Source organism: Acidovorax sp. Root402 (assembly GCF_001425125.1).
Taxonomy (GTDB): domain Bacteria; phylum Pseudomonadota; class Gammaproteobacteria; order Burkholderiales; family Burkholderiaceae_C; genus Acidovorax; species Acidovorax delafieldii.
This window is the reverse complement of the sequence record NZ_LMDQ01000014.1, coordinates 1203624-1216572: the sequence shown is the minus strand read 5'-3', so window position 1 is coordinate 1216572 and position 12949 is coordinate 1203624. Positions and strand designations below refer to the sequence as shown.

Sequence of the window (12949 nt, the reverse complement as noted above, 5' to 3'; positions counted from 1 at the left end):
AGAGCGAAATTGCTGCGTTTAAATCACTGTGTGGCGCCCTATCCTTCAAGGCACTGAAACCATTGCTTGAGGAGCAACACCCATGTCCACACCAGCGGCCGAACAACCTGCAAACCCCCAACGCACCATGCGAGCCGTCGTGTTCGATGACTTCGGCGGCCCGGAAGTGCTGGTGGCGCGCGAGATCCCTGTCCCCGAGGTGCGCCCGCACGACCTGCTGGTGCGCAACGCCGCCATCGGCGTCAACCGGGCCGACCTGCTGCACCGCAAAGGGGCCTATGGCCGCGCCTACTTTGGCGATGCCGACACCATGGGGCTGGAGATTGCGGGCACGGTGGTCGCCATGGGGCCCGAAGTGCAAGGCTTTGCCGTGGGCGACCGCGTGATGGGCATCGTGGGCGGCGGGGCCTACGCCGAGCTGTCGCGCATCGACCACCGCATGGCCATGCCGGTGCCTGCGGGCATGGACTTGGTAGCCGCTGGCGCCGTGGCCGAGGTGTTCGTGACCGCGCACGAGGCGTTGTTCCACCTGGCGCGCTTGCACGCGGGCGAGTCCGTGCTGATCCATGCGGCGGCGGGCGGCGTGGGGTCAGCCGCCGTGCAGCTGGCCCATGCGGCGGGTGCGCGCGTGTTTGCCACGGCGGGGGGCGACAAGCGCGGCGCCGTGCTGGGTTGCGGGGCCGATGTGTTCATCGACTACCGCAGCGAAGACTTTCAGGCGGTGGTGGACCAGGCCACGCAGGGCCGGGGCGTGGATGTGGTGATCGACTTCATCGGGGCTCCGTACCTGCAGCGCAACGTGCGGTCTCTGGCCGACGGCGGACGCCTGGTGTCGGTGGGGCTGCTGGGCGGTGCGCAGGGTGCGGAGCTGCCCATGGATGTGCTGCTGTACCGACACCTGCAGATTTTTGGCACCGTGATGAAGTCCCGCCCGCCCGAGGTCAAGCAGGCCATGGTGCAGCGGTTTGCCCAGCAGTGGCTGCCAGCCCTGGCCGCTGGAGTGATCCGGCCGGTGATCGACAGCACGTTTGCACTGGCCGATGCTGCACAGGCCCATCGGCGCATGGAGTCTGGCGCCAGCATCGGCAAGATTCTGTTGTTGCCCCAAGGGAGCTGAGCTGGCTGCGCCCTGCGCCACACCTTTGTGGCACAGGGCTGCCGGGGCCGTCCGACTGGCCCCGCCTCGGTCCGCCTCAGCCCGCCGCGGCGGGCTTGCGGCACGCGGCAAACATGTCCAGCTCGGTGTTGTACGCCTCGGTCTTCACATCCATCAGGCCCAGTACCGAGTGGAAGTAGTGGTCGTGCGTAATGCGTCGCTCGCCCAGGTCTTGCTGCAGGCAGCCCGTGGCGAGGTGGGTGCGCGCCTGCATGGTGGGTGACAGCCAGGTGATCCAGGGCACGTGTTTTTGCACGTCGGGGGCAATGGAGTAGGGCAGACCGTGCAGGTAAATGTTGTTCTCGCCCAGCGATTCGCCATGGTCTGCTACGTAAATCATAGCTGTCTGGGCATGTTTTTCCTGCGCTCCCAGCCACTGGAGCACTGAATCGAGGAAATGATCGGTCTCGACGATGCTGTTGTCGTAGGCGTTGACCACCTGCTCGCGCTGGCATTCCTGCAAGGCAGTGGAGGTGCATTCGGGGCCAAACTTCTTGTTCTCGGGCGCGGAACGCTTGTAGTACGCGGGGCCGTGGCTGCCCATCTGGTGCATCACCACCACCGTGCCACGCTGGCGCTGCTCGGCAGGCAGGGCGGCGATCTGGGCGTCCAGGTCCTTGAGCATCACGCGGTCCAGGCACTCGCCGCCAGCGCACAGCGCTGGGTCTTTCTGGGTGCTGGTGATGGTCTCGCCCACGCGGTCGCACACGCCCTTGCAGCCCGACTGGTTGTCCACCCACAGCACCGCCAGGCCGGCGTGGTGCAGCACGTCGATCAGGCTTTCGTAGTTGGCCGAGCGGCCTTCGTAGCCTGTGCGGCCCAGGTGCGAATACATGCAGGGCACCGACGCAGCGGTGCTGGTGCCGCAGGACCAGGCGTTGCGGGCACTCACCAGGTCTTTGCGGGCCGACAGTCGGGGGGTGGTGTTGCGCTCATAGCCGTTCAGGCCAAAGTTGCCGCTGCGGCCCGTCTCGCCCAGCACCAGCACCAGCAGCGGGGGCTTGGCCTGGCTGGCGTAGCTGGCGCCCAGCTGGGCGTCACGGCCCAGGGGCAGGATCTTGCTGGTGTCCATGCGCAGGGGCTTGGTGGCAATGTTGCCCAGCGCGTACACGCTGTTGAGCGGGTTGATCAGGTAGCGCAGCTTGGTGTGGTTGCGCATGGTCGATGCAAAGTCCTGGAACACCAGCAGCAGGCACACCACGATGACGGCGATGGAGCCTGCCAGCAGCAGGCCGTTGTGCGCCACATGGCGCAGCGCGGTCAGGCGCTGCACGGGGCGGCGGTACAGCCACAACAGGGGCGGCACGGCCAGGATGAGCACGGTGCCCAGCATGCGCAGGTTGAGCAGGTCGCCTGCTTCCTTCACGTCGGTCTGCATCACGTTGACCAGCATGCTGGCGTCGATGGCGATGCCGTAGGCCAGCATGAAGTACGCGCCAAACGCGGCCATCAGCACCAGCACCAGCACGGCGGGCTTGAGCGTCCAGCGCCAGGCCAGCAGGCTCAGCAGCGCGGCGTTGCCCGCCGCGACGATGAGCGCAAATGCCAGCGCAAAGCCCCAGCCACGCAGGCTGCCCTGGCCGGGCAGCTGGGCCACCTCTTGCCACAGCGGGACGTTGCAGGCCGTGGCCAGCCAGGTGCTGACCAGCACCACCACCCATGCGGGGTGCAGGGGGCGGGGTGCAGGGGAGGCGGAGGGAGGCTCCGAGCGTGAAGCCGAGGCAAAGGGCAGCAGGCGCCGCAGGGACAAAAGCATAGCCCGCTAGTGTGCTGCCAGTTGCTTAAGTGCGCATTAATGTCCGGCGCCAAGACCCCGCGCATGGTGGGCCAAATGGTCGCCCACAAAGCTCTGCACAAAGTAGTAGCCGTGGTCGTAACCCGCATGCCGACGCAGCGTGAGCGGCTGGCCGATGGCCTGGCACGCGGCCTCGAACAGGTGGGGGTGCAGCTGGTCGGCCAGGAATTTGTCGTCCAGCCCCTGGTCGATGAGGATGCCCGCCGGGTAGGGCGCGATGGGCTGGTGCTGCATCAGCACCGTGGCATCGTGCTCCAGCCAGGTGGTGCGGTCGGGGCCCAGGTAACCGGTGAAGGCCTTTTCGCCCCAGGGGCACTGGGTGGGCGCGCAGATGGGCGCAAAGGCCGACACCGTCTTGAAGCGGCCTGGGTGGCGCAGGGCGAGTGTGAGCGCGCCGTGCCCGCCCATGCTGTGGCCGAAGATGCCCAGGCGCTGCCCGTCGATGGGCAGGTGCTGGCCCACCAGGGGCAGCAGCTCTTGCAGCAGGTAGCTCTCCATGCGCCAGTGGGTGTTCCAGGGGCTCTGCGTAGCGTCGAGGTAGAAGCCCGCGCCCACGCCAAAGTCCCAGCTGGCCGTGGCGCCGGGCAGGGCCAACACGGCCTCGCCGCGCGGGCTGGTGTCGGGCGCGATCAGGGCCAGGCCCAGTTCGGCGGCCAGGCGCTGGGCTCCGGCCTTGATGGCAAAGGTCTCCTCGGTGCAGGTCAGCCCGGCCAGGTACAACACGGCGGGCACAGGGCCCTGTTGTGCCTGGGGTGGCAGGTACACCGAGAACTTCATCGGCAGGCCGATGGTGGTGGAGGTGTGTTGGTAAAAGCGCTGCTCGCCGCCAAAACAGGCGTGTCTGCTGAGCAGATCCAGGGGAGTGGTCATGGTGTTTGCTCTTGAATTGATAGCTGCTCAGGCAATATTTCGTAGCGCTTGAGACAGTTTTCGCTTGTAGGGACCCTAAAAGACGGCTCCAGGCCGTTTTTCATGGCCCGCCAGGGCCAGCACCCAGAGTGCCCGGTTGTCTCTGGGGCTGTGGGCGCTGGCGAGTAGCCGAGTTACGCGGCGTATTTGACGACCGAGCGGATCGACTTGCCTTCGTGCATCAGGTCAAACGCCTCGTTGATGTCCTTCAGGCCCATGGTGTGGGTCACAAAGGGCGCGAGCTGGATCTTGCCTGCCATCGCGTCTTCGACCATGCCGGGCAGCTCGCTGCGGCCCTTGACGCCGCCAAACGCCGTGCCCAGCCACTTGCGGCCGGTGACGAGCTGGAAGGGGCGGGTGCTGATCTCCTGCCCGGCACCGGCCACGCCGATGATCACGCTCTGGCCCCAGCCCCGGTGCGCGCATTCCAGTGCCGCGCGCATCACGTTCACGTTGCCGATGCACTCAAAGCTGTGGTCCACGCCCCAGGTCGTCATCTCCACGATGACCTGCTGGATCGGCTTGTCGAAGTCCTTGGGATTCACGCAGTCGGTGGCGCCAAAGGTGCGGGCCAGGTCGAACTTGGAGGGATTAGTATCGATGGCGATGATGCGCCCGGCCTTGGCCAGCTTGGCGCCCTGAATCACGGCCAGGCCAATGCCGCCCAGGCCGAACACGGCCACGGTGTCGCCTTCCTGCACCTTGGCGGTGTTCTTCACGGCGCCCAGGCCCGTGGTCACGCCGCAGCCCAGCAGGCAGACCTGCTCGGGGTTGGCGTTGGGGTTGACCTTGGCCAGCGAGACCTCGGCCACCACGGTGTATTCGCTGAACGTGCTGCAGCCCATGTAGTGGTAGATGGGCTGGCCGTTGTAGCTGAAGCGCGTGGTGCCATCGGGCATCACACCCTTGCCCTGAGTGGCGCGCACGCTCACGCACAGATTGGTCTTGCCGCTCTTGCAGAACAGGCACTCGCCGCATTCGGCGGTGTACAGCGGGATGACGTGGTCGCCCGGCTTCACGCTGGTCACGCCTTCGCCCACTTCCACCACGATGCCCGCGCCTTCGTGGCCCAGCACCACGGGGAACAGGCCTTCGGGGTCATCACCGCTCAGGGTGAAGGCGTCGGTGTGGCACACGCCGGTGTCGGTGATCTTGATGAGCACTTCGCCCTTTTTGGGCGGGGCGACGTCGATCTCGACGATCTGCAGGGGTTCTCCAGCTTTGAAGGCTACGGCGGCACGGGATTTCATGGGGTGGTCCTTTCGGTCAATCGGGTAGGGAATGCGGGTGAGCGGTCTATTTGAGGTAGGAGCGAAGCAACGCCAGCGTTTCGTCAATGGCTTGCTGGGACGGGGCCGGTTTTTCCGCCAGCGTCTCGCGCACGTGGCTGTCGAGCAGGTCGGCCATCAGTCCGTGCACGGCGCCACGCATGGCCGCCAGCTGCTGCAGGATGGGGGCGCAGTCACTGCCCGCTTCCACCGCGCGCTCCAGCGCCTCGGCCTGGCCCTTGATGCGGCGCAGCCGGGTGATGGCGCGTTGTTTGTCTTCGGCAGTGTGGGGCATGGTCAGGCGGCTGGCTGGTCGTTCACTGGGGTGTACTGGGTGGCAGTATAAAAGACAAGCACATATGCTGATTGCGCTACGGGCATTAAAAGTGCTATTACTCAGGGGGAGTATTCGAAAATTGGCAGTGAACCCCTCTCGATGAGCCATGAAAAAAGCCCGCAGGCACTGCCTGCGGGCTTTGTGGGGTGCGGGAGCGGCGCAGTGCGCCGCACCGATCAGCGGCTGGCCAGGGGAGGCACGTCGCGGCGCACGGAGCCGGTGAACAGCTGGCGGGGGCGGCCGATCTTGTACTCGGGGTCGCCGATCATTTCGTTCAGCTGGGCAATCCAGCCCACGGTGCGGGCCAGGCTGAAGATGCCGGTGAACAGGTTCACTGGGATGCCGATGGCGCGCTGCACGATGCCGGAGTAGAAGTCCACGTTCGGGTAGAGCTTGCGCTGCACGAAGTAGTCGTCTTCCAGGGCGATCTTTTCCAGTTCCTTGGCCAGCTTGAACAGCGGGTCGTTTTCCAGGCCCAGCTCGGCCAGCACTTCATTGCAAGTCTCTTGCATGAGCTTGGCGCGGGGGTCGTAGTTCTTGTACACGCGGTGGCCAAAGCCCATCAGCTTGACGCCGGAGTTCTTGTCCTTGACCTGCTTGATGAAGTCGCCGATCTTTTCCACGCCGCCTTGGGCCTGGATGTCGTACAGCATGTTCAGTGCAGCTTCGTTGGCGCCGCCGTGGGCAGGGCCCCAGAGGCAGGCCACGCCCGCGGCGATGGCGGCGAACGGGTTGGTGCCCGACGAGCCGCACAGGCGCACGGTGGAGGTCGAGGCGTTCTGCTCGTGGTCAGCGTGCAGGATGAAGATGCGGTCCAGCGCGCGTTCCAGCACGGGGTTGACCTTGTACTCTTCGCAGGGGGTGCCGAACATCATGCGCAGGAAGTTGCCTGCGTAGCTCAGGTGGTTCTGCGGGTACATGTAGGGCTGGCCCATGCCGTACTTGTAGGCCATTGCGACCAGCGTGGGCATCTTGGCGATCAGGCGGATCGCGGCGATCTCGCGGTGCTGCGGATTGTTGATGTCCGTGCTGTCGTGGTAGAAGGCCGACAGGGCACCCACCAGACCGGTCAGCACAGCCATGGGGTGCGCGTCGCGGCGGAAGCCACGCAGGAAGAACTGCATCTGCTCGTTGACCATGGTGTGGTTGGTCACGCGGCTGGTGAAGTCGGTCTTTTGTGCTGCGTTGGGCAGATCGCCGTACAGCAGCAGGTGGCAGGTTTCCAGGAAGTCGCAGTTTTCGGCCAACTGCTCAATGGGGTAGCCGCGGTACAGCAACTCGCCCTTGTCGCCATCGATGTAGGTGATGGCCGACTGGGTGGCTGCTGTGGACAGGAAGCCCGGGTCATAGGTAAACATGCCCGTCTGCGCATACAGCTTGCGGATGTCGATGACGTCCGGGCCGATGCTGCCCTGATAGACCGGCAGGTCCACGCTGGGGCTGCCGTTACTGAACGACAGGGTGGCTTTGTTGTCAGCTAGCTTCATTGTTACTTTCCTTGGGTAGGTTGCCGATACGAATCCGGTCTTGGTGCGAGGGCTGGGTGTCAGGCATGCACTGCCGTGGCGCCACCGCTTTGTCTCAGCATGCCGAGCACTTCACGCGCTTCTTGTGTGTCTTGTTCGCCCGAGGGCTCTCGCCGCCGCAGCAGCAGGTCCAGCAGGTCGTTGTCCGCCAGATCCATCAGCGCGTTGAGGCCCTGGGCGTGGCGCCTCGTCAGCGTCGATTCGAAGCGGTGGAAGAACTTCTCGATGAACAAGTCGTTCTCCAGCAAGCCGCGCCGGCAGCGCCAGTGCAGCTTGCTCAGCTCGCGTTCGTCCAGCAGCGGCGAAGCCGCCTCTGGCGCGATGGATGGGGTGGACAGCGTTTGCATGGACCGGTGTGTAGGACGATGAACGGGCCGCGCTCAGATGGCGCGGCGCACCATCAATTCCTTGATCTTGCCGATGGCCCGGGTGGGGTTCAGACCCTTGGGGCACACGTCCACGCAGTTCATGATGGTGTGGCAGCGGAACAGGCGGTACGGGTCTTCCAGGTTGTCCAGGCGCTCCGTGGTGGCTTCGTCGCGGCTGTCGGCGATGAAGCGGTAGGCCTGCAGCAGGCCAGCGGGGCCCACGAACTTGTCGGGGTTCCACCAGAAACTGGGGCAGCTGGTGGAGCAGCTGGCGCACAAAATGCACTCGTACAGGCCGTTCAGCTCTTCGCGCTCTTCAGGCGACTGGAGGCGCTCGGTTTCGGGCGGCACGTTGTCGTTGACGAGGTACGGCTTGATGGAGTTGTACTGCTTGAAGAACTGCGTCATGTCCACGATCAGGTCGCGGATGACTGGCAGGCCGGGCAGGGGCTTCAGTACCACGGTGCCGGGCAGCGTGTTCATGTTGGTCAGGCAGGCCAGGCCGTTCTTGCCGTTGATGTTCATGGCGTCCGAGCCACAAACACCTTCGCGGCAGGAGCGACGGAACGACAGGGTGGGGTCTTGCGCCTTGAGCTTCATCAGGGCGTCCAGCAGCATGCGTTCGCTGCCGTCGAGTTCGACTTCGACGGTCTGCATGTAGGGCTTGGCGTCCTTGTCAGGATCGTAGCGGTAGATTTGGAAGGTGCGTTTTGCCATGGTGGGTGCTCCTGTATCCGTTTAGAACGTGCGAACCTTGGGCGGAACTGAGTCCACGGTCAGGGGTTTGAGTTTGACGGGCTTGTAGGTCAGGCTGTTGCTCTCGCTGTGCCACAGGGTGTGTTTCATCCAGTTGGCATCGTCGCGGCCCAGTGGTGCCACTGGGTCGTCTGCGGGGCGCTCGTAGTCGCTCACGGTGTGGGCACCACGGCATTCCTTGCGGGCAGCAGCAGACACCATCGTGGCTTGCGCAGCTTCGATCAGGTTCTCGACTTCCAGCGCTTCGATGCGCGCGGTGTTGAACACCTTGGAGTGGTCCTTCAGGCCCACGCTATTCACACGGTTGCGCAGCTCGGCGATCTTCTTGACGCCTTCGTCCATGCTCGCTTGCGTGCGGAACACACCGGCGTGCAGTTGCATGCTGGCGCGGATGTCGTTGGCCACGTCCTGGGCATATTCGCCGCTGCTGGCGCCTTGCAGGCGGTTGAGGCGCTCCAGGGTGCGGTCGGCCGCATCCTTGGGCAGGGGCTTGTGGTTCTTGTTCTTGTCGTTGAACTCGACAATGTGGTTGCCAGCTGCGCGGCCGAACACCAGCAAGTCCAGCAGCGAGTTGGTGCCCAGGCGGTTGGCGCCGTGCACCGATACGCAAGAGCATTCGCCCACCGCGTACAGGCCGTTGACCACGAGGTTGTCATTGCCGCCTTGCTGCACCACCACCTGACCATTGATGTTGGTGGGGATGCCGCCCATCTGGTAGTGGATGGTGGGCACCACAGGGATCGGCTCCTTGGTGATGTCCACGTTGGCGAAGTTGACGCCGATTTCGTACACCGAGGGCAGGCGCTTGTGGATGGTTTCTGCGCCCAGGTGGTCCAGCTTGAGCAGCACGTAGTCCTTGTTGGGACCACAGCCACGGCCTTCCTTGATTTCCTGGTCCATCGAGCGGGACACGAAGTCGCGCGGTGCCAGGTCCTTCAAGGTGGGCGCATAGCGCTCCATGAAGCGCTCGCCATTGCTATTGAGCAAAATTGCGCCTTCACCGCGGCAGCCTTCGGTCAACAGCACGCCCGCGCCGGCCACGCCGGTGGGGTGGAACTGCCAGAACTCCATGTCTTCCAGCGGAATGCCGGCGCGTGCAGCCATGCCCAGGCCGTCACCGGTGTTGATGAAGGCGTTGGTCGAGGCGGCAAAAATGCGGCCTGCGCCACCGGTGGCCAGCAGCGTGGTCTTGGCTTCAAGAATGTGCAGATCGCCGGTTTCCATCTCCAGCGCGGTCACGCCCACCACGTCGCCGTCGGCGTCGCGGATCAGGTCCAGGGCCATCCACTCCACGAAGAAGTTGGTGCGGGCCTTGACGTTTTGCTGATACAGCGTGTGCAGCATGGCGTGACCGGTGCGGTCGGCTGCAGCGCAAGCGCGTTGCACGGGCTTTTCACCGTAGTTGGCGGTGTGGCCGCCGAAGGGGCGCTGGTAGATCGTGCCGTCGGTGTTGCGGTCAAAGGGCATGCCCATGTGTTCCAGGTCGTACACGACCTTGGGGGCTTCGCGGCACATGAACTCGATCGCATCCTGGTCGCCGAGCCAGTCGGAGCCCTTGATGGTGTCGTAGAAGTGGTAATGCCAGTTGTCCTCGGACATGTTGCCCAGCGAAGCGCCGATGCCGCCTTGGGCAGCGACGGTGTGCGAACGGGTGGGGAATACCTTGGAGAGAACCGCAACGTTCAGGCCCGCGCGGGCCAGTTGCAGGGATGCCCGCATGCCGGAGCCGCCGGCTCCGATGATGATGACGTCGAACTTGCGCTTGGTGATGTTGGCTTGTGTGTAGCTCATTGTGTACCTTCAATCGCGGGAATCAGAGACGCCACAGAACCTGGATGCCCCAGCCGGCGCAGCTGACCAGCCAGACAATGCTGAACACTTGCAGTGCCAGACGCAGGCCCACGGGCTTGATGTAGTCCATCAGGACTTCGCGCAGGCCGACCCACGCATGCCAGGCAATCGCGACGATCACGGAGAAGGTCAGCACCTTCATCCATTGGGCCGAGAAAATGCCCGCCCATTTGTCGTAGCCGATGGGGCCTTTGGAGAAGATGACCTGGGCCAGCAGGGCCAGGGTGAACAGCGCCATCAGGACTGCCGTGACACGCTGGCTGAGCCAGTCGCGCAGGCCATAGTGGGCGCCGACGACGACGCGCTTGGAACCGTAATTGACGGACATGGAAATTTCCTCTCGTTCTTCAACAGGCGCTGGCTGGCAGCGACCGCCGTTTTTGTGGGTTGATCAGTACAGGCCGAAAAGCTTGGCGCCCAGCACCAGGGCCAGCCCAATGCTGATGACCAGAACGGTCAGAGCAGAGCTCTTGCCAAATTGCTTGTTCACGGCGCTGTGGCTCACGTCCATCCACAGGTGGCGCAGGCCGGCAGTGAAGTGGTGCAGGTAGGCCCAGATCAGGGCCAGAGCGACCAGCTTGATGAACCAGCCAGGCACAAAACCGATGCCGATATTGAAGGCCGCCGAGAATTTGGCGAACGAGATTTCGGAAGACACCGAGGTGTCGAACATCCAGATGATGAAAGGCAGCAGCAGGAACATGATCAGTCCGCTGGCGCGGTGCAAGATCGAAACCCACGCGGCAGGTGTCATGCGGTAGGTCGTCAAGTCCTTGAAGGCATTGATGTTGCGGAATTCAGGCCGTTTTTTGGCTAGTTCTGTCATTTCTGGTGCTTTCGTGGATGTAACTGCTTTGTAATTTGAAGATGCAAAGAACGCAAAATTCTATTGCAACGCAACACAAGGGTTTAGCCGGGCTTGAAATTTTCGACGTTAATGCTCGGGTGCCAGCCTGCTGTCAGCTCAATTCATTACGGTAGTGGTGGGTATCGGTGCGATACAGCCCGCGGCGTAACTCCATGGGAACATCGTTGTAGGTGTAGGCAATGCGCTCGACGCTCAGCAGCGGTGTCACGGGTGTGATTTGCAGCAGTTGGGCTTGTTCCTCGTCGGGCAGCACGGCGCGGATTTTTTCTTCGGCACGCACCATGCGCACGCCAAAGTCGAGTTCGAACATGGCGTAGGTCGGTCCCTGGTAGTTGGCGAGCTGCTCGGCGGTGAGGCCTTTGAATGCTTGTCCGGGCAGCCAGATGTCTTCCAAAATGGTGGGCACTCCTGCAAACGACAGGATGCGCCTTGCCTGCATGACGGCATCGCCGCTGCGCAGCGCCAGTGCGCGGGCCACATCGGCGTTGGCCCGCACGCGGCGGCAATCGATCACGCGGCGCTGCGCAGGGCCTTCCACGCGGGCGTCTCCGGTGTCGGGCAGTAGCTTGAGAAATCGGTACTGCACATGCTGCTCGGCGTGGGTGGCGACAAAAGTGCCTTTGCCCTGCCGGCGCATCACCAGGTTCTCTGCGGCCAGTTCGTCAATCGCCTTGCGTACGGTGCCCTGGCTGACGCGAAAACGTGCAGCCAGCTCCATTTCGCTCGGAATGGCCTCGCCAGGCTTCCATTCGCCCTGCTGCAGGCTTTGCAGGATCAGCCCCTTGATCTGTTGGTACAGCGGGCTGAACGCTGGCGTGGCGGCTCCCGCTGCGCTCTGCGGGGGCGCGGGGCTGTCTGCTGCGAACGGAAGCGATGACATGGTGTGGGATCTGTAAGTTGTGCGTGTGTTGTGGTGCGGCAGTGCGGTTGCCACATGACAATCGAACGACAAACGGGGTGCAATCATATCTTATATAAGACATAAGACAAATTGACCGGGGTGTCCAATCAGGGGTAAACTCCAATGCTGTTTTGCGGGGCACGGGCTACTGGTGACAGGCGCTGGTGCTTGCGTTGCACTCACACCTGTTTTCCTCACTTCCTGGAGTTTTCACCATGAGCAAGAAGCCCGTTCGCGTTGCTGTCACCGGCGCCGCCGGTCAAATCGGTTACGCACTGCTGTTCCGTATCGCCTCCGGCGAAATGCTGGGCAAGGACCAGCCGGTCATTCTGCAATTGCTCGAAGTCCCTGTCGAAGGCCCTCAAAAGGCGCTCAAGGGCGTGATGATGGAGCTGGACGACTGCGCCTTCCCGCTGCTCGTCGAAATGACCGCCCACAGCGATCCCATGACGGCCTTCAAGGATGCCGACTACGCACTGCTGGTCGGCTCGCGCCCACGTGGCCCTGGCATGGAGCGTGCCGAGCTGCTGGCCGTCAACGGCGCCATCTTCACGGCACAAGGCAAGGCCCTGAATGCCGTGGCTTCGCGTGACGTGAAGGTGCTGGTGGTGGGCAACCCTGCCAACACCAACGCCTACATCGCCATGAAGTCGGCCCCCGACCTGCCACGCAAGAACTTCACCGCCATGCTGCGCCTGGACCACAACCGTGCTGCCAGCCAGATCGCTGCCAAGACCGGCAAGGCCGTGGCTGACATCGAGAAGCTGACCGTGTGGGGTAACCACTCGCCCACGATGTACGCCGACTACCGTTTTGCCACCATCAAGGGCGAAAGTGTGGCCAAGATGATCAACGACCAGGAATGGAACGCCAACACGTTCTTGCCCACGGTGGGCAAGCGTGGCGCAGCCATCATCGAAGCCCGTGGCCTGTCGTCGGCAGCGTCTGCAGCCAATGCTGCCATTGACCACATGCGCGACTGGGCCCTGGGCACCAACGGCAAGTGGGTCACGATGGGTGTTCCATCCAACGGCGAATACGGCATTCCCAAGGACACGATGTTTGGTTTCCCCGTGACCTGCGAAAACGGCGAGTACAAGATCGTTGAAGGTCTGGACATCGACGCGTTCTCGCAAGAGCGTATCAACATCACGCTGGCCGAACTGCAAGGCGAGCAAGACGGCGTCAAGCACCTGCTGTAATCAAGCTGGTAA

At 63.5% G+C, this 12949-nt stretch carries 13 protein-coding genes; 2 read left to right on the top strand and 11 right to left on the bottom strand.

All coding sequences use genetic code 11. The features are described 5' to 3' along the window. Positions 1–82: 82 nt before the first annotated feature. The gene (locus ASC83_RS16770) at positions 83–1117 is read left to right on the top strand and encodes an NAD(P)H-quinone oxidoreductase (protein ID WP_056064915.1); all 1035 of its coding nucleotides are present in this window, start codon (positions 83–85) and stop codon (positions 1115–1117) included. A gap of 76 nt (positions 1118–1193) precedes the next feature. Here ASC83_RS16770 and ASC83_RS16765 read toward each other — a convergent pair whose 3' ends face one another. From ASC83_RS16765 to ASC83_RS16715, 11 genes are all read right to left on the bottom strand, one after another. Beyond that, positions 1194–2912: a phosphoethanolamine transferase gene (locus ASC83_RS16765; protein ID WP_056064913.1), complete on the bottom strand. Its 1719-nt coding sequence runs from the start codon at positions 2910–2912 to the stop codon at positions 1194–1196. Positions 2913–2948: 36 nt separating this feature from the next. After that, a complete protein-coding gene (gene fghA, locus ASC83_RS16760) occupies positions 2949–3821 on the bottom strand; it encodes an S-formylglutathione hydrolase (RefSeq protein WP_056064910.1) in 873 nt (290 codons plus the stop codon). Between the two features lie 173 nt (positions 3822–3994). After that, on the bottom strand, positions 3995–5110 hold the full coding sequence (locus tag ASC83_RS16755) for an S-(hydroxymethyl)glutathione dehydrogenase/class III alcohol dehydrogenase (protein WP_015015063.1): 1116 nt from the start codon (positions 5108–5110) through the stop codon (positions 3995–3997). Between the two features lie 46 nt (positions 5111–5156). Continuing rightward, positions 5157–5423 carry a metal/formaldehyde-sensitive transcriptional repressor gene (locus ASC83_RS16750; RefSeq protein ID WP_056064906.1) on the bottom strand — a complete coding sequence of 89 codons (267 nt, stop codon included), beginning with the start codon at positions 5421–5423 and terminating at the stop codon, positions 5157–5159. A 218-nt stretch (positions 5424–5641) separates the two neighbouring features. Continuing rightward, positions 5642–6952, bottom strand: a complete 1311-nt coding sequence (locus ASC83_RS16745) for a citrate synthase (RefSeq protein ID WP_056064903.1) — start codon at positions 6950–6952, stop codon at positions 5642–5644. A 59-nt stretch (positions 6953–7011) separates the two neighbouring features. After that, positions 7012–7338 (bottom strand): succinate dehydrogenase assembly factor 2, encoded by a 327-nt coding sequence (locus ASC83_RS16740; RefSeq protein WP_056064900.1) that lies wholly within the window; start codon positions 7336–7338, stop codon positions 7012–7014. 33 nt (positions 7339–7371) lie between these two features. Continuing rightward, positions 7372–8076 (bottom strand): succinate dehydrogenase iron-sulfur subunit, encoded by a 705-nt coding sequence (locus ASC83_RS16735; RefSeq protein WP_015015057.1) that lies wholly within the window; start codon positions 8074–8076, stop codon positions 7372–7374. Between the two features lie 21 nt (positions 8077–8097). Continuing rightward, positions 8098–9906 carry a succinate dehydrogenase flavoprotein subunit gene (gene sdhA / locus ASC83_RS16730; RefSeq protein WP_008906046.1) on the bottom strand — a complete coding sequence of 603 codons (1809 nt, stop codon included), beginning with the start codon at positions 9904–9906 and terminating at the stop codon, positions 8098–8100. A 22-nt stretch (positions 9907–9928) separates the two neighbouring features. After that, complete coding sequence (sdhD, locus tag ASC83_RS16725) at positions 9929–10294, bottom strand: succinate dehydrogenase, hydrophobic membrane anchor protein (RefSeq protein ID WP_015015055.1); 366 nt, start codon at positions 10292–10294, stop codon at positions 9929–9931. Between the two features lie 63 nt (positions 10295–10357). After that, the gene (gene sdhC / locus ASC83_RS16720) at positions 10358–10792 is read right to left on the bottom strand and encodes a succinate dehydrogenase, cytochrome b556 subunit (protein WP_056064896.1); all 435 of its coding nucleotides are present in this window, start codon (positions 10790–10792) and stop codon (positions 10358–10360) included. 133 nt (positions 10793–10925) lie between these two features. Then, entirely contained in the window at positions 10926–11714 is a 789-nt protein-coding gene (locus ASC83_RS16715) for a GntR family transcriptional regulator (protein ID WP_056064891.1), read from the bottom strand. Positions 11715–11950: 236 nt separating this feature from the next. On the opposite strand from ASC83_RS16715, the gene ASC83_RS16710 reads away from it, so the two are divergent. Then, positions 11951–12937, top strand: a complete 987-nt coding sequence (locus ASC83_RS16710) for a malate dehydrogenase (RefSeq protein WP_056064888.1) — start codon at positions 11951–11953, stop codon at positions 12935–12937. Positions 12938–12949: the final 12 nt, after the last annotated feature.